The sequence below is a fragment of the Egicoccus sp. AB-alg6-2 genome (assembly GCF_041821025.1).
In the GTDB taxonomy this organism is placed as follows: domain Bacteria; phylum Actinomycetota; class Nitriliruptoria; order Nitriliruptorales; family Nitriliruptoraceae; genus Egicoccus.
The window spans coordinates 313,349-329,139 of the sequence record NZ_JBGUAY010000003.1 but is presented as its reverse complement, the minus strand read 5'-3'; the positions used below and the strand labels follow the sequence as shown (position 1 = coordinate 329,139).

The following is a 15,791-nucleotide window of genomic DNA, read 5'->3' as shown; positions in this document are numbered from 1 at the left end:
CGGTGACCTCCGGCCGGGTGGACCTCAACAGCGACCTCGGCGAGTCCTTCGGGCCGTGGGTACTGGGCGACGACGCCGCGGTGCTGGCCGAGGTCACCAGCGCGAACGTCGCCTGCGGCTTCCACGCCGGTGATCCCACCACGCTGCGCCGGACGTGCGCGCAGGCGGCCGCAGGCGGCGTCGCGATCGGGGCCCAGGTCTCCTACCCCGACCTGGTCGGGTTCGGCCGGCGGTTCATGGACGTCCCGGCCCCCGAGTTGACCGACGCGGTGCTGTACCAGGTCGGCGCCCTGGAGGCGTTCGCGCGGGTGGCGGGGACGCGGGTGGCCTACGTCAAGCCGCACGGCGCGCTGTACAACGCCGTCGTCCACCACGAGACCCAGGCGGCGGCCGTGGTCGACGCCGTCCATGCCTACGACCCGGACCTGCCGGTGCTCGGCCTGCCCGGATCGGCGCTGCTCCGGCACGCGCACGAGCGTGGCCTTCGGGGGGTCCCCGAGGCGTTCGCCGATCGTGCGTACACGCCGCAGGGCACCCTCGTCCCGCGTGACACGCCCGGTGCGGTCCTCGACGACGTGCGCGAGGTCGCCCGGCGGGCCGTCACGATGGTGACCGAGCGCGAGGTCGTGGCGATCGACGGAACCGGCGTACCCGTCGAGGCAGAGTCGGTGTGCGTCCACGGTGACACCCCGAACGCCGTCGCGATGGCCGCCGCCATCCGTTCCGCGCTGGAGGCCGCAGGCATCGAGATCCGGGCGTTCGTGTCGTGAGGCTGTTGCCCTGCGGCGATGCGGGCGTGCTGGTCGAGGTGGACGATCTCGACGCGGCCCTGACGCTGCAGGCGGGGCTCGTCGCCGCGGCCGTGCCCGGCGTCGTGGACGTGGTTCCCGCCCTGCGGACCGTGCTCGTGCGCATCGATCCCGGGCGGACTTCCATCGCGGCCGTGGCCGAGACGGTCGGAGCGCTGCCGCGCGGCGCGGACCACCGACCTGACGTCGGCACGCTCGAGATCCCGGTCCGCTACGACGGAGCCGACCTCGACGAGGTCGGAGCGGTCACCGGCCTCGGCCGCGCCGGCGTCGTCGAAGCCCACACGGGGCAGACCTGGACCGTCGCCTTCACCGGGTTCGCACCGGGTTTCGGTTACCTCCTCGGCGAAGACGACCGGCTCACGGTGCCGCGACGTCGTGATCCCCGGACACGGGTCCCGCAGGGGGCCGTCGGCCTGGCGGACGGCTTCAGCGGCGTCTATCCGCGGCCGTCACCGGGCGGGTGGCAGCTGATCGGCAGCACCGCGCGGCCGATGTGGGATCTGCAGCGCGATCCGCCGGCGCTGCTTCGCCCGGGCGTCCGTGTGCGGTTCGTGGCCGTGTCGTGACCGGCATCGTGGAGGTGGTGGACCCGGGGCCGCTCACCACGGTCCAGGACCTCGGTCGTCCCGGCCACGGCGGGTGGGGCGTCAGCCCGTCAGGGGCCGCCGACCGCGGGGCGTTGCGGCTGGCCAACCGCCTGGTCGGCAACGACGAGACGGCTGCGGCGCTTGAGGCCACCATGGGCGGACTGCGGGTCCGCGCGGACGTCGACCTGCAGGTCGCGCTCACGGGGGCCCGGGCCCCCGCCCGGATCGACGACCGTCCGGTCGACCACCTCACGGCGCTGCGCCTCGCGCGTGGGGCCACCCTGGAGCTCGGGTCACCCGCGGCCGGACTGCGCACCTACCTCGGCGTGCGCGGCGGGATCGACGCCGAACCCGTGCTCGGTTCGCGCTCGACCGACGTGCTGGCCGGACTCGGGCCGGCGGCGCTGGTCGCGGGCCACCGGCTCGCCGTCGGCCGCCCCACGGGACGCCTTCCGGTGCTCGACCTCGCGCCATGGCCGGACCCGCCTGGCGGCGAGGTCACCCTGCGCGTCCGCCTCGGCCCGCGCGACGACTGGTTCACCGCCGCAGCGCGTACGGAGCTGGGAACCCGTTCCTGGACCGTCACCTCGCAGAGCAACCGGGTCGGACTGCGGCTCGACGGGCCGCCGTTGGCGCGTGCCCGGACGGGTGAGCTGCCGACCGAGGGCATGGTGCGGGGTGGCCTGCAGGTCCCGCCGACCGGCCTGCCGACGCTGTTCCTCGCCGACCATCCCGTCACGGGCGGCTACCCCGTCATCGCGGTCGTGCTCGATGCCGACCTCGATGCCACGGGCCAGCTCCGGCCCGGCCAGCAGGTGCGGTTCCGCCCGCTCTGAGCGGCGACGCCGACCATGTCGCGGCTCCTCGCCGATGTCGCGGCTGCACTTCACCATTGAGGGCCAGGCGCGACACCGACGATCACGCGCGACACGATGGCCTGCGTCGCGCCGCGGTCAGGCCAACCGGTCGAGGAAGGCGAGGCTGCGCGACACGACCAGGTCGGTGGCCGCCGGGTCGTGGACCTCCAGGCTGGCGTCGGTGAACAGGTGCGCGTCGCCGGGATAGAGGAACAGCTCGCCTCCGGCCTCCTCCACGAGACCCCGCGTCACGTCGAGTTCGCACCAGGGGTCCTGCTCGCTGACATGGACCTGCAACGCGACACCCGTGGGCCACGGCCCGCCGAACCACGAGGACGCGACGCCCTCGTGGTACAGCAGTGCCCCATGCGCCCCGGGGCGGGTCTGCGCCAGCTTCTGCGCCGGCATGACCCCCAGGGAGAACCCGGCGTAGACCATCGTCTCGGGGAGTTCGGCGGCGGCCGCGACGCCCCGCTGAACGAGGGTGTCGAAGCCGATCTCCTCGGCGTGGGCGACGCCGGCGTCGAGGTCGGCGAACGTGGCGCCGTCGTAGAGGTCGGGCGCGGTCACCCGGTGCCCAGCGGCGCGCAGTCGCTCGGCGAACGCCTGGACGCCCGCGGTCAGCCCCTGGGCGTGGTGGAACAACAGCACGTCCGACATGGTGAACCTCGCTACGGGGGTGCCGGGCCTCGTCGCCGGCGGCTGGTGCAGCTTGCCCCACGACGCGGTCCCCGCGCGTCCGGAACGCCGAGCGCTGGATGCGGATCGGACGCGAACCGGTGCGATCGTCGCCGGCACTACGCTCGCCGCACGCACGAGCGACGGGACGGAACGGGTAGTGACGCAGACGGTCGAGGAACTGGTCGACGGGCTCGAGCGTGGCGAACGGCGCGCCCTGGCGCGGCTGCTCACCCTGGTCGAGGACGGCAGTCCCGAACGACTCCGCGAGGTCGTCGCGACCCTGTACCCGCGCACCGGCAATGCGCGCGTCATCGGGATCACGGGCTCGCCGGGCGTCGGCAAGTCCACGTTGACCAACGCCATCGCAGCCGAGCTGCGCGCGCAGGACCGATCGGTCGCGATCCTGGCCGTCGACCCGTCGTCACCGTTCTCGGGCGGTGCGCTGCTCGGTGACCGCGTCCGGATGCAGTCGCACCACGCCGACCCGGGCGTCTTCATCCGTTCCATGGCCTCCCGCGGGCACCTCGGTGGTTTGTCCTTCGCGACCCCACAGGCCGTACTGGTGCTCGACGCCGCCGGCTTCGACGACGTGATCGTCGAGACCGTCGGCGTCGGCCAGTCCGAGGTCGAGATCGCCGCGACCGCCGACACGACGGTCGTCGCGCTGGCGCCGGGGATGGGCGACGGGATCCAGGCGGCGAAGGCGGGCATCCTGGAGGTCGCGGACGTCTTCGTGATCAACAAGGCCGACGCGTCCGGCGCGGGGAAGCTCGAATCCGAACTGCGCGGCATGCTCGAGATGGGACACGCACTGGAATCGGCGGACGCGCCGGCCGGCTGGTGGCCACCGATCGTGCGTGCCGTTGCCGTCCGCGGCGAGGGCATCGGCGACGTCGTGTCCGCGTTCGGGACCCACGCGGACTGGCTCACCGACACCGGACAGGGGCAGCGCCGCCGCCGTGACCGGGCCCTGCACCTGATCCGCGAGATCGCGCTCGAACAGGTACGGCTGCGCTTCGCCAGGCTCGACCACGGCGACGACCCGCTGCTGGACAAGCTCGCTGAGCAGGTCGCTGGCCGCGACCTCGATCCCTACGCTGCTGCCGACGAACTGCTCGAGGCGCTGGACGGCGGTGAGGCATGAGCCTGCACGACGAGATCGTGGCGATGGAACGCGCGTTCTGGGGCGCCGGCGGGGATGTGGCGTTCTCCCGCGAGCACTTCGCCGAGGACGGGCGGTCCGGGTGGTTCCACATTCGTTCGGGGGCACGAAACCGGGGGGTACGCGCGCGGCAGCAACGGCCGCGCGGGTCCACTTTCGGTTCCGGGCACGAAAGTGGGGGCCCTGTGGCGCTGCGAGTCCGGGCGGGCGGCCCCACTTTGGGCTCCCGGGACGAAAGCGGTCGGAGTGCTCAGTCCGTCGCTGGCGCCCCGGGTGCCGATGTCCGCCGCAGCGCCTCGAGTTCCTGCTCCAGCAGCGCCAGTGTGGCCGTCAGCCGCTCGTCGGTCGTGCGCAGGTTGCCGAGCGCCAGCCGCAGCACGTAGCGCCCGTTCAGTTCGGTGTGTGACAGGTAGGCCGCGCCGCTGCGGTTGACGCGCGTGAGCCAGGCACGGTTGAGGGTGCGCAGGTCCTCCTCGTGGTCCCCGGCGGCCCAGGGAGGTACGGCCCGGAAGCACACGGTGGAGAACGGGGTCGGCGCCGCCAGCTCCAGGTCGGGGTGATCGCGTACCCAGGCCGCGACGCGCTGGCCCTGGGCGACGTGCTCGCGCACCCGGGCGGCGAGGCCGTCGCCGCCGAAGTAACGGATGACCAGCCACAGCTTGAGAGCCCGGAACCGGCGGCCGAGCTGCACGCCCCAGTCCATGTAGTCGGTCACGCCCTGGTCGTCGGTGGTGAGGTACTCGGGCACCAGCGAGAACGCCCGCGTCAGCCACTCGGGTTCGCGGACGAACAGCGCGGAGCAGTCGATGGGGGTGAACAACCACTTGTGCGGGTTGGTCACGAAGGAGTCGGCCCGTTCCACGCCGTCGAGGACGTGGCGCAGCTCGGGGCAGATCGCGGCCATGCCCCCGTAGGCGCCGTCGACGTGGAGCCAGATCGGGTGAGCGAGTTCGTGCTCGAGTTCGTCGCGCAGGTCCGCTACGGCCGCCACCGGGTCGATCGAGGTGGTCGAGGTGGTGCCCACGGTCGGCACGATCGCCAGCGGCCGGTACCCGAACCGGCCGTCCTCCCGCACCGCGTCGGCGAGCGCGTCCACCTTCATCCGGAACTGCGCATCCGTCGGGATCGTGCGCACGCTGTCACGGCCGAGGCCCAGGGTGATCGCGGCCTTCTCGATCGAGGAATGGGCATGCTCGGAGGTGTAGATCCGCAGCAGCGGGACGTCGGCCCGGCCGGCCAGGCCCCGCTGGCGGACGTCGAGGCCGGTGCGTTCCCGGGCCGCGGCCAGCGCCAACATCGTCGACATCGAGGCGCTGTCGGAGATGATGCCCCGCAGCCCCTCCGGCAGGCCGAGCAGTTGGCGGAGCCAGTCGAGGACCAGTTCCTCGAGTTCGGTCGCCGCGGGTGAGGTACGCCACAGCATCCCGTTGACGTTGAGCGCGGCCGTCAGCGCTTCACCGAGGATGCCGGGTCCCGACCCGGTGATGGCGAAGTAGGCGTGGAACGCCGGGTGGTTCCAGTGGGTGACCCCGGGCAGCAGCACCTCGTCGAGGTCGGCGAGCGCGTCGTCGAACGGCTCGGGCGCGCTGGGCGGTGACTGCGGCAGGCGATCACGGACCTGGCCGGGTCGGACCTGCGCCAGCACCGGCCGCTCGCCGACGCCCGCGAGGTAGTCGGCGATCCAGTCCACGACGGCGTGGCCGTGGCGCCGGAACGCCTCGGCGTCCATGTCGCCGAGTCCGTGTTGGGCGGCATCGAGTCCGACCTCGTCCGGGCCGCTGCTCATGGGGTGCCGAGGTCGGGCTCGCCGGGGTCGGGATCGACCGGGGGCTGCTCGGTCACGGGTGGCTCGACCGGGGTGGTCTCGGTGGGCTCGGGTTCCGGTTCCGTGGTGGCCGTGGGCTCCGGCGTCGGTGTGGTCGTGGGGGGCGGGTCCGGTGCGGCCGTCGTGGTGGGTTCCGGCTCGGGCTCCACGGTGGCCTGCGGGTCGGGATCGATCGTGGTCGGCAGGGGATCGGTCTGCCCCGAGGACTGGGGCTCTTCGTCGGGAACGCTCGGGAACGAGAACGTCGGCGTCGGCGTCGCGTCCTCGTCGGGCACCGTCTGCTCGGCGTTCTCGTCCACCACCGGGTGGGCCGACAGTTCCTGGACCTCGCGTGGAGGCGCCTCGTCGGCCAGGAACACCAGGGTCGGCACGAGTGCCGACAGCAGCACCAGGCCCACGACCAGGACCGTCCGTCGCAGGGCCGTACGGGGCGCACGCGGCCGCCCGGGCCACGCCTCGACGAGGCTGGCCCAGATGGCGTCGCGCTCGTCCTCCCGCAACGGGATGATGGGATCGGGCACCTGGTCGGTCCCGGCGATGTCGAGCAGCCACTCACGGACCGGGAACTGCGGATCCATCTGGGGCAGTTCGTCGATCGCGGTCAGGAACACGTCGCGCGTGGCGGTGATCGGGTCCGCCTCGTCGCGAACGGCGCTTCGCACGGCCGGCCCGTGGCGGTGGAGCAGCACCGCGAAGGCCGGGGACCACCCGGCCTGTGCCGACGCCATCAGGTCCGCGTCGGAGCGGTCGCCATAACGCACGAGGGCTCCCAGAAATCGTTGCCGGAAGCGTACCGGCGTACGGTCACCGTCTCGTGTCGCGCGAACCGGGGCGCGCCGGAGCGGTCCGCGGCCTGCGTAGGCTGCCCGGGAACCGTCCGACCGCCCGGCCACGCACGTTGCGGCGTCGGGTCGCGCGCACGGGCCGGTACCGCGACCGCAACCAGGAGACCCGATGGAGGAGCCCGCCGCGCCGTTGGCGTTCGACCCCATCGCCGAGGCCGAGCGCAACTGGCGACGACACGGCTGGCCGGCTCCCGCCGCCATGGCGGCGGTGACCTCCCTGACGCGGGCGCACCAGATCCTGTTGCGGCAGGTGGACGCGGCGCTGCGACCATTCGGCCTCACCTTCGCCCGGTACGAGGCGCTGGTGCTGCTCCACTTCTCCCGCGAAGGCCAACTCCCGCTGGGCAAGATGGGTGCCCGACTGCAGGTCCACCCGGCGTCGGTCACGAATGCGATCGATCGGCTGCAGTCGGCCGGCTACGTCGAGCGGGCGTCGCATCCGACCGACGGTCGCACCACGCTGGCCCGCATCACGCCGCAGGGGCGCGCGGTCGTCGTCGAAGCGACGAGCGCCCTCGGTGAGATCCGTTTCGGTGCGGTCGGACTCGACGACGCGGCCGCCGAGCGCGTCACGGCCGAGTTGACGGCCATGCGGCGCGCGGCCGGCGACTTCTGAGCCGGCGTTCCCGCCTACCGGTACCGCGACCACGCACCTGCGTCGGCCGCTCGGCCCGGATTTGCTTGGACGTCCAACTATCTGCGCCGTACGCTCGACGCCGGCGTCGATGTCGGGAGCAGACCATGTCGTGGCAGGAGCAGTACGAGCGCTGGAAGGCGGCCTACGAGGGCGCGGGCGAGCGCGATGCGGACTTCGAGACGCTCTCGGGCATCCCACTCGAGCCGCTCTACGGGCCGCACAACGTGCAGGTGGACGCCGAGCGCATCGGCGCCCCCGGCGTGTACCCCTACACCCGCGGTGTCTACGCCTCGATGTACCGGACCCGGCCGTGGACGATCCGCCAGTTCGCCGGGTTCGCCGACCCGACCGAGACCAACAAGCGCTTCCACGACCTGGTGCGTGGCGGCCAGCACGGGCTGTCGGTCGCCTTCGACATGCCCACCCTGATGGGCCTCGACTCCGACGACCCGCGCTCCGAGGGCGAGGTGGGCCACTGCGGGGTCGCGATCGACACGGTCGCGGACATGGATGCGCTGTTCCACGGGCTGCCGTTGGGCGAGATCACGACCTCGATGACGATCAACGCGCCGGCCGTCACCCTGTTCTGCATGTACGCCGTCGCCGCGGAACGCCAGGGGTTCTCGCTGTCGGAGCTCGGCGGCACGCTGCAGACCGACATCCTCAAGGAGTACATCGCCCAGAAGGAGTGGCTGTTCCCGCCCGAGCCGCACCTGCGCCTCATCGGTGACCTCGTCGAGTTCTGTACCCGCGAGGTGCCGCGCTACCACCCGGTGTCGATCTCGGGCTACCACATCCGCGAGGCCGGCTCGACGGCGGTGCAGGAGTTGGCGTACACGCTGGCCGACGGCTTCGCCTACGTCGAGCTCGGCATGCAGCGCGGGCTGCACCCCGACGAGTTCGTGCCACGGTTCAGCTTCTTCTTCGACGCCCACATCGACTTCTTCGAGGAGATCGCCAAGTTCCGCGCGGGCCGACGCATCTGGGCCCGCTGGCTCAAGGAGCGCTACGGCGCGACCGCGGAGAAGGCGATGCTGATGCGCTTCCACACCCAGACCGCCGGGGTGTCGCTGACGGCGCAACAGCCGGACAACAACATCGTCCGCACCGCCATCGAGGCGCTGGCCGGCGTGCTCGGCGGGACGCAGTCGCTGCACACCAACGCCCTCGACGAGGTCCTCGCGCTGCCGTCGGACCACGCCGCGAAGGTGGCGCTTCGGACCCAGCAGGTCATCGCCGAGGAGACCGGCGTCACCAACGTGATCGATCCCCTCGGCGGGTCCTGGTACGTGGAATGGCTCACCGACGAGATCGAGCGCCGGTGCGAGGAGGAGTTCACCCGCATCCTCGAGCTCTCGGACGACGACACCATGCTCGGCGGGATCCTGCGCGGGGTCGAGGACGGCTACTTCACCTCCGAGATCGCCGACGCCGCCTTCGCCTTCCAGAACCGGATGGAGAAGGGCCGCTTCAGGATGGTCGGCGTCAACGCGCACACCGACGATGACGACGACGAGCTCGAGATCCTGCGCATCGGCGCCGAGGTCGAACGTGGCCAGGTCGATCGCCTACAGGCCGTGAAGCGCGACCGGGACCCGCACCTGCTCGAGGCGGCGATGCAGCGACTGCGTGCCGCAGCGGACACGGACGAGAACATGGTGCCGCTGATCATGGACGCCGTCCGCGCCGATGCGACCGTCGGCGAGATCTCGGCGGTCCTGCAGGACGTGTGGGGCACCTACAGCGAGACCCCGCGCCTCTGAGCCCTCTCGACGCCGGCGACGGGCCGGCGACGGGCCGGCGGCGGCGTCAAGTGGCGTCGCGGGCGGTCGAGGGTGCGGGCGCGGGTTCGGGCGCGACGAGATCGCGCAACTGGTCGCCGTGGCCGGTCAGTACGACGAGTTCGTCGCCCGGCTCGAGCACGGTGTCGCCGCGGGGAACCACGACCTCGCCGTTTCGGCGGACGCTGGTCAGCACGCTGCGTTCGGGCCAGGGCACCTCGCGTACGGCGCTGCCGGCCACCGGTGACCCCGGCTGCAGTACGAGCTCGACGAACCCGACACCGGCGAGGTCACGCAACCGTCCCGAGGCGGCACGCTGCTGGGCGCCGAGGCTGCGCGAGATGCCGCGCTGGTAGGCACGGACCACGTCGGACCGACGCAGGACGCCGACGACCTGGCGGCTCTGCGGGTCGATGACCGGCAACCGGCCGACGTCGAGGCTCGCCATACGTCGCACCGCCCGGAACGCCGGATCGGCGGCCGTCACCGTCAGGGCCCTGCGGGTGCACACCTCGCCGGCCGTTTCGCCGTCTCGGGTCAGGTCGGAGACCGCGACGACGCCGACGAGCCGCTGACGATCGTCGACGACCACCAGCCCGTGTGCGCCGGTCTCGACCAGCCGACGTCGGACGGCGTCGAGGTCCTGGTCCTGCCGGACGACGTTGTCGGGCGCCGGCGACATCACCTCACCGACGGTCACGGTCTGCAGGACGTCGAGGTCGTCGACCTGGCCGAAGACCACGCCGCGCTGCCGGAGTTGGTGCAGGTACAGCGAGTCCCATCCCAGCAGCTCGGTGACGAACATCGCGATCCCGACGGCCAGCATCAGGGGGAGCACGAGGTCGTAGCTGCCGGTGAGCTCGAACACGATCAGGATGGCGGTCAGTGGCGCCCGGGCGGTCGCCGCGAAGACCGCCGCCATGCCGACGAGGGCGAAGGCGCCCGGCTGGGCCGCTTCCGCACCGAGCATCTGGGTGGCCGCGATACCGAAGGCGGCCCCGAGGGCAGCGCCGGTGAACAGCGTCGGTGCGAACGTGCCGACCGCCGAGCCGGAGCCGACGGAGAGCAGGGTGGCCACCAGCTTCGCGACCAGCAGGGCCAGCAGCAGTGCCGCGGCGGTCCAGGTGCTGCCGATGCGGCCGTCGAGCATCGCCTGGATCGGCTCGCGGGTTCCCGCGACGCCGGGCAGATGAGCACCCTCGCCCAGGACCTGGGGGAACACGAGGGCGACGAGTCCGACCCCGAAGCCGCCGACCGCCACGGTCAGCGGCATCCCGATCCGCCGCCGCAGCCGGGCGAACGACTGACGGGCGGCGTCCTCGCCGCGACGGAACCCGAAGGCCACCGCGACCGCCGCCAGGCCCAGCCCGGCGTACAACAGCAGCTCGACCGGCTCGCCGAGGCCGAACCCACGCTGGGCCTGGAAGATCGGCAGGCTCTCGCCCACGAGTTGTCGCGCGGTGACGGCACTGACCACCGAGGCGACGACCACCACCTGCAGCGACCCGGCGCGGCGCAGCCCGCCGAGCAGCAACTCGATGGCGAACAACATGCCGCCGATGGGGGCGTTGAAGGTCGCGCCGATGCCGGCGGCGGCGCCGGCGGCCACGAGCGACCGCATCCGGTCCTCGTCGAGGTGCATCGCGCGCCCCACGGCGGAGCCGATCGAGCCACCGATCAGCACGATGGGTCCCTCACGTCCTCCGGATGCGCCCGTGCCCAACGCGATGCTGGTGGCCGCGGTGCCCGCGAGCGGGATGCGGCGCGAGAGTCGGCCACCCCGGATCGCCAGGGACTCCATCGTCGGTACGACGCCGCCGCCGCTGCTCTCGGGGACGACGCGCCAGACCAGGAGGCCGACGACCAGCCCGCCCAGTGTCGGCACGACCAGCAGCTGCCAGGTCGGCACCTGCGCCGACCAGGCGAGCCGCTGCACCAGTTCGATGCTGCTGATCAGCAGCCACACCACCACACCGGTCGCCAGTCCGGTCGTGGCACCCAGTCCGAGCATGACCGGTTCCATCGCACCGGGCCGGAGCAACCGACGTCGCAGTGCGCCCGCGAGCGTCCGTGCACGATGGGCGACGTCCCGGACGGCGGCGTGCGGACCGGCGGCCGTACCTCGACCCGTGGGCCGGTCCGTCATCCGTCTGCCTGCAGCACCTGGAGCAGCGCCTCGGCGTAGGCCTCGTCGGCCTCGGCCGCGGCGACCTCGACCAGACGTCGGTCGACGCGCACCGTGCAGCGCCAACCGTCCTCGGCACGCACCAGTGAGAGCATCGCGCTGCCGAGTGCCTCGCGCAGCTGCTCCTCGCGCGGCAGCCAGATCGCCTCCGCCTGCTCGACGGCGTCGAGCGCCCACTCGGTCGTGCCGTTGAAGGCGATCAGCCGGCCCGCTGGGGCGTCGCGGACCTCGACGACCATTGCCGCGATGGTGAAGACGTCGGCGTCCATGCCGCGTCCGGGGAGCACGAACCGGTCCCCTTCGCTGGGGGTCCACGGCAGCCCGGCGTCGTGCAGACGCCTGGCGGTGCGGTTGGTGATCACGTCGATGGCCTCCGGCAACGTGCCCCGCACGCTAGGGCGGATCACGGTTCGTCGTCGTCCCCGGCCAGCTGCGATGCTGGCGGTCCGCTCGCCGAGGAACGTTCGTGCCCGTACTCGTCACCGGTGCCCACCGGCCACTCGCACGCCGCATCGCGCTGCGCCTGCTCGAGGAGGGCGGCGAGGTCCGCGCCTACGGTGACGGCGACACCGCGGTCCTGCGCAGTGCGGGGGCGTTCGTGGCGACGGGCACCACCGACGACGAGGGCCGCCTGGAGTCGGCGCTCGCCGACGTCCACACGGTGGTCCACGTCGGCGGCGGACTGCTCGGCCGCGACGCGGAGGCGGACGTCGCGGCTGCCGAGGTGCTGGTGACCGCTGCGACCAACGCGGGGGTCGCGCGCTTGGTCGTGCTCTCGCTTCCGGGAGCCTCGGCCGATGCAGAGGACCCCTACCGCCGGGCGCGCGGGCGCATCGAGGAGCTGGTCGCCGCCGCCGCACCGCCCAGCGTGGTGATCCGTACGTCGCTGGTGGACACGCCGGCGATGCGTGATGCGCTGGCGACGGCGGGCTTCGGTCCGACGGTGCTGGACACCGAGGTGGCGCCGGTCGACCCGGGGGACCTCGTCGAGCTCGTGGTGGCGTTCGACCGGGCCCGTTCGCGCAGCGAGCGCGGCCACCTGCTCGTCGCTGCCGACGGCCCGGTGCGGCTGTCGATCGGCGACTGGCTCGGGCGACTGGGCGTCGCGCGGCCGGGGCGTGGCTCATTGCTGGGACGCCGCCTCACCGACCCGGAGCAGAGCCCGCTGCTGGCCGACGCCCTCGCGACGGGTCCCTGGTACAGCGACGGGCCGGGCGTGCTGGACGGCTGGGAGTTCGCGGGATTCCATCCCTCCCCGCCCGGCGTCGGAGGCTGACCGCCGGTCCGCCCCCGCCGCGCCCTGTCCGGGTGCCGGCATCGAGGCGTCGGCGGCGGAGCGCGCCGTGGTTACGGTCGTCGGACGCGACGAGAAGGAACGTCCATGCGACGCATCCTCGGCACCATGGCCGTGGCCTCCCTGGCGCTGCTGGGCTGTGAGGGCGAGACCGACCAGCCCGGACCCGAGCTGGGTGAGCTCGACGACACGGCGATCGATCCGACGGAGCCGCCCGAGAGCTGATCCGCCTACTCGAGCGCTTCGCTGGGCGTGTCGATGAACGGCATCATCGCGCGCAGTTCGCGACCGACCTGCTCGACCTGGTGGTCACGACCTGCCTTGCGCCTGGCCGCGAACGTCTCGCCACCGCCCTCGATCTCGGCGACGAACTGGCGGGCGAAGGTGCCGTCCTGGATCTCGGCCAGGATCTGGCGCATCGCGGCCTTGGCCTCGTCACCGATGACGCGGGGACCCGAGACGTAGTCGCCGTACTCGGCGGTGGTCGACACCGAATGGCGCATCCAGCTGATGCCGCCCTCGTACATCATGTCGACGATGAGCTTCAGCTCGTGCAGGCACTCGAAGTACGCCGCCTCCGGCTGGTAACCGGCGTCGACCAGCGTCTCGAAGCCGGCCTGGACGAGGTGGCTGACGCCGCCGCACAGCACCGCCTGCTCCCCGAACAGGTCGGTCTCGGTCTCCTCGGCGAAGGTCGTCTGCAGGGTGCCCGCCCGGGTCAGGCCCAGCCCGGCGGCGTAGGACTTGCCGAGTTCGAGGGCGTTGCCGCTGGCGTCCTGGTGCACCGCCACCAGACCGGGAACGCCCTGCCCCTGCTCGTAGGTGCGGCGGGCGATGTGGCCGGGCGACTTGGGGGCCACGAGGAACACGTCGACGTCCTCGGGCGGCGTGATCAGGCCGTAGTGCACGTTGAAGCCGTGCCCGAAGACGAGCGCCTTGCCGGCGGTGAGGTGCTCGGCCAGGCCGCCTTCCCACATGCCCTTCTGGTGGGTGTCGGGGGCCAGGATGACGACGACGTCGGCTTCGGCCGCGGCGTCGTTGGTGTCGAGCACCCGCAGGCCCTGTTCCTCGGCGCGGGTACGGGAGGTGGAACCCGGCCGCAACCCGACCCGGACGTCGACGCCGGAGTCGCGCAGGTTGAGCGCGTGCGCGTGTCCCTGGCTGCCGTAGCCGAGGACGGCGACCTTGCGGCCCTGGATCAGGGAGAGGTCGGCGTCCTGGTCGTAGAAGATCGTGGCCAAAATGAGTGCTCCTCGAAGGTGCCCGCGGTGATCGACGGCGGCCGCAGCCTAGGGCGGCGGGCCGAAGGGGCCACAACCCCGGCTCGCCGGCCGTGCGGGCCCCGGAACGGTGCGAGCGCACAGACGCCCACGGTCACCCGTGCGGATGCAGGCGCAGGACGAGCAGCGCGAGTTGCACGTCCAGCCGCCGGCGGGCGTCGGTCATGAACGGGCCGAGGATCGATTCCAGCTTCTCGATGCGGTAGCGCAGGGTGTTGTAGTGGAAGTGCAGGCGTCGGGCCGCCTCGGCGACGTTGCCGCCGCTGTCGAGCAGGGCCTGCAGCGTCTGCCGCAGGTCCAGCGCCGCGGGATCGTCCGCGGCCAACTCCCGGAGCGTCTCGACGGCGAAGGCCCGCAGCTCGTCGCGATCGGGGACGAGCGCGAGCAGCCGGTAGGCCCCGAGGTCGTCGAAGTGGGTGACCGCCGCCCGACCGGAGATCTCGCGACCCAGTTCGACGGCGCGGGACGCCTGTTCGTAGGCGCGCGCCACCTCGCGGACGTCGACGACCGGTCGCGAGAGCCCGGCCGAGGCGGACACGCCCGCGGCGCGCCCCGCCCGCGCCGCCAGATCGGCGGCGAAGGCGCACGCCTCGGCACGGCCGTCGGGGGCATCGGTACCGGGCGGGGGATCGAAGGCGGCGGTCAGCACCACCACCTCGGAGCTGAACTGCACCACGGCCGCACCGGGGTCGCGTTCGAGCACCGAGCCACGGAGACTGCCGGCCAGCGGTGGTCGGGCGCGCGCGTCCGCGGCGTCGTCGACGCGCTCGTCGAGGCGCAGGACGATCGCGATCAGCCGGCGGTCGAGGTCCCACCCGAAGCCGGCCGCACGGCGTCTGACGTCGTCGACGTCCCCCGCACCGCGCAGCAGGTCGTGGACGAGGTCCGACTGGTACTTGCTCTCCACGGCCCGCAGTTCCATGCGTTGCGTCAGCACGAGCGCGGCGACGGTCGCGGCCGACTCGAGGGCGAGCAGGTCGCCCGTGCGGCTGCCGTTCGCGGTGATGGCCACGACGTGGCCGTGCTTGCGCGGGCCGGCCACGATCGGCACCGCGACACACGGCAACTGGGTCCCGTCGACGCGTACGTGACGGTCGTCCTGGGCGATCACCATGGGCGCAGGGTCGTCGACGTCGGCCAGCCCGAGGTCGGCGAGCCGCGCCGCACCGAGCACCGTCCCGTCACGGTCGACCACCGCGGCCGGCCCGTCGAGGAGCTCGGCGAGGTCGCGCGCGATCTGCTCGACGCCTTCCCCGCGCAGCACGACCTGCAGGAACGCCTGGTGGACCCGCTCGGCGCGCTCGAGCTGTCGCGCCTGGCGGTCGAGCATCGCCCCGAGCACGTCGTTGAGGATGTCGTCGAAGGCCACGCCCTCGGGCAGCCGGACGACGGGGAACCCGCGCCGGTCCGCTTCGTCGAGGGCGGCGCCGGGGATCGCGTCGAGGTAGCGACCGAGCTTGACGCCGAGCCCGGCGAGACCGCGGTCGTCGAGGTCGGCGATCAGTCGAGGCAGTGCATCCGGCCGGTCCCGCAGCGGATAGCCGGTGGTGAGCAGCAGCTCGTCGGGTTTGACGAACGCGAGGACGTCGGGCACCTCCATGACATTGAGGCGCGTCACGATCCGACCCAGGCCGCCGGCACCGGCCATGACCTCGGCGCCGGCGAGGATCGGCGTGGCCAGCACGCCGCGCAGCGGCAGCGAGGAGCGTGGGGCGGCGACGGTCACGGGGCGCTCGCGGGCGACGGAGTTGGCAGGTCACGCTAGCGAGGCAGGGGCCCGATCGTCGGAAATGCACATGTCGTCGCCGCTGGTCGCGCGGCTAGCGTCGTCGCACGTCGCCGCGT

Annotated in this window: 15 protein-coding genes; 8 read left to right on the top strand and 7 right to left on the bottom strand. The window is 72.8% G+C overall.

Annotated features, from left to right (window positions below):
• The first annotated feature begins 2 nt into the window (after positions 1-2).
• Genes ACERMF_RS06470 through ACERMF_RS06460 form a run of 3 tightly spaced genes read left to right on the top strand, consistent with a single transcriptional unit; the run spans position 3 to position 2,235 of the window.
• On the top strand, positions 3-770 hold the full coding sequence (locus tag ACERMF_RS06470) for a LamB/YcsF family protein (protein ID WP_373668217.1): 768 nt from the start codon (positions 3-5) through the stop codon (positions 768-770).
• A complete protein-coding gene (locus ACERMF_RS06465; RefSeq protein ID WP_373668216.1) occupies positions 767-1,378 on the top strand; it encodes an allophanate hydrolase subunit 1 in 612 nt (203 codons plus the stop codon). Before ACERMF_RS06470 ends, ACERMF_RS06465 begins: the two co-directional genes overlap by 4 nt.
• Positions 1,375-2,235 (top strand): biotin-dependent carboxyltransferase family protein, encoded by an 861-nt coding sequence (locus ACERMF_RS06460; protein WP_373668215.1) that lies wholly within the window; start codon positions 1,375-1,377, stop codon positions 2,233-2,235. The genes ACERMF_RS06465 and ACERMF_RS06460 overlap by 4 nt, the downstream gene beginning before the upstream one ends.
• Positions 2,236-2,352: 117 nt before the next feature.
• Here ACERMF_RS06460 and ACERMF_RS06455 read toward each other — a convergent pair whose 3' ends face one another.
• Entirely contained in the window at positions 2,353-2,916 is a 564-nt protein-coding gene (locus ACERMF_RS06455; protein WP_373668214.1) for a dienelactone hydrolase family protein, read from the bottom strand.
• Between the two features lie 178 nt (positions 2,917-3,094).
• On the opposite strand from ACERMF_RS06455, the gene meaB reads away from it, so the two are divergent.
• Entirely contained in the window at positions 3,095-4,081 is a 987-nt protein-coding gene (gene meaB, locus ACERMF_RS06450) for a methylmalonyl Co-A mutase-associated GTPase MeaB (protein WP_373668213.1), read from the top strand.
• A gap of 268 nt (positions 4,082-4,349) precedes the next feature.
• Here meaB and ACERMF_RS06445 read toward each other — a convergent pair whose 3' ends face one another.
• Together ACERMF_RS06445 and ACERMF_RS06440 are read right to left on the bottom strand one after the other, a co-directional pair.
• On the bottom strand, positions 4,350-5,885 hold the full coding sequence (locus tag ACERMF_RS06445) for an aspartate aminotransferase family protein (protein ID WP_373668212.1): 1,536 nt from the start codon (positions 5,883-5,885) through the stop codon (positions 4,350-4,352).
• Positions 5,882-6,685: a hypothetical protein gene (locus tag ACERMF_RS06440; RefSeq protein ID WP_373668211.1), complete on the bottom strand. Its 804-nt coding sequence runs from the start codon at positions 6,683-6,685 to the stop codon at positions 5,882-5,884. Before ACERMF_RS06440 ends, ACERMF_RS06445 begins: the two co-directional genes overlap by 4 nt.
• A gap of 193 nt (positions 6,686-6,878) precedes the next feature.
• On the opposite strand from ACERMF_RS06440, the gene ACERMF_RS06435 reads away from it, so the two are divergent.
• Together ACERMF_RS06435 and ACERMF_RS06430 are read left to right on the top strand one after the other, a co-directional pair.
• Complete coding sequence (locus ACERMF_RS06435) at positions 6,879-7,385, top strand: MarR family winged helix-turn-helix transcriptional regulator (RefSeq protein WP_373668210.1); 507 nt, start codon at positions 6,879-6,881, stop codon at positions 7,383-7,385.
• Positions 7,386-7,510: 125 nt separating this feature from the next.
• Positions 7,511-9,169, top strand: coding sequence for a methylmalonyl-CoA mutase (locus tag ACERMF_RS06430; protein WP_373668209.1), 1,659 nt, complete (start codon positions 7,511-7,513; stop codon positions 9,167-9,169).
• A gap of 46 nt (positions 9,170-9,215) precedes the next feature.
• Here ACERMF_RS06430 and ACERMF_RS06425 read toward each other — a convergent pair whose 3' ends face one another.
• Together ACERMF_RS06425 and ACERMF_RS06420 are read right to left on the bottom strand one after the other, a co-directional pair.
• On the bottom strand, positions 9,216-11,198 hold the full coding sequence (locus ACERMF_RS06425; RefSeq protein ID WP_373668208.1) for a chloride channel protein: 1,983 nt from the start codon (positions 11,196-11,198) through the stop codon (positions 9,216-9,218).
• A gap of 131 nt (positions 11,199-11,329) precedes the next feature.
• Complete coding sequence (locus ACERMF_RS06420) at positions 11,330-11,779, bottom strand: pilus assembly protein CpaE (protein ID WP_373668207.1); 450 nt, start codon at positions 11,777-11,779, stop codon at positions 11,330-11,332.
• Between the two features lie 59 nt (positions 11,780-11,838).
• Between ACERMF_RS06420 and ACERMF_RS06415 the strand changes: the two genes are divergently transcribed.
• On the top strand, positions 11,839-12,648 hold the full coding sequence (locus ACERMF_RS06415; protein ID WP_373668206.1) for an SDR family oxidoreductase: 810 nt from the start codon (positions 11,839-11,841) through the stop codon (positions 12,646-12,648).
• Between the two features lie 105 nt (positions 12,649-12,753).
• The gene (locus ACERMF_RS06410; RefSeq protein WP_373668205.1) at positions 12,754-12,891 is read left to right on the top strand and encodes a hypothetical protein; all 138 of its coding nucleotides are present in this window, start codon (positions 12,754-12,756) and stop codon (positions 12,889-12,891) included.
• Positions 12,892-12,896: 5 nt separating this feature from the next.
• On the opposite strand, the gene ilvC is transcribed toward ACERMF_RS06410, so the two are convergent.
• On the bottom strand, positions 12,897-13,907 hold the full coding sequence (gene ilvC / locus ACERMF_RS06405) for a ketol-acid reductoisomerase (RefSeq protein ID WP_373668204.1): 1,011 nt from the start codon (positions 13,905-13,907) through the stop codon (positions 12,897-12,899).
• Positions 13,908-14,040: 133 nt separating this feature from the next.
• On the bottom strand, positions 14,041-15,672 hold the full coding sequence (locus ACERMF_RS06400; protein ID WP_373668203.1) for a PucR family transcriptional regulator: 1,632 nt from the start codon (positions 15,670-15,672) through the stop codon (positions 14,041-14,043).
• Positions 15,673-15,791: the final 119 nt, after the last annotated feature.

Coding starts and splice junctions, on each gene's coding strand:
- ACERMF_RS06455 (WP_373668214.1), bottom strand. CDS start 2,916: ATGTCGGACGTGCTGTTGTTCCACCACGCCCAGGGGCTGACCGCGGGC.
- ACERMF_RS06445 (WP_373668212.1), bottom strand. CDS start 5,885: ATGAGCAGCGGCCCGGACGAGGTCGGACTCGATGCCGCCCAACACGGA.
- ACERMF_RS06435 (WP_373668210.1), top strand. CDS start 6,879: ATGGAGGAGCCCGCCGCGCCGTTGGCGTTCGACCCCATCGCCGAGGCC.
- ACERMF_RS06430 (WP_373668209.1), top strand. CDS start 7,511: ATGTCGTGGCAGGAGCAGTACGAGCGCTGGAAGGCGGCCTACGAGGGC.
- ACERMF_RS06425 (WP_373668208.1), bottom strand. CDS start 11,198: ATGCTCGGACTGGGTGCCACGACCGGACTGGCGACCGGTGTGGTGGTG.
- ACERMF_RS06410 (WP_373668205.1), top strand. CDS start 12,754: ATGCGACGCATCCTCGGCACCATGGCCGTGGCCTCCCTGGCGCTGCTG.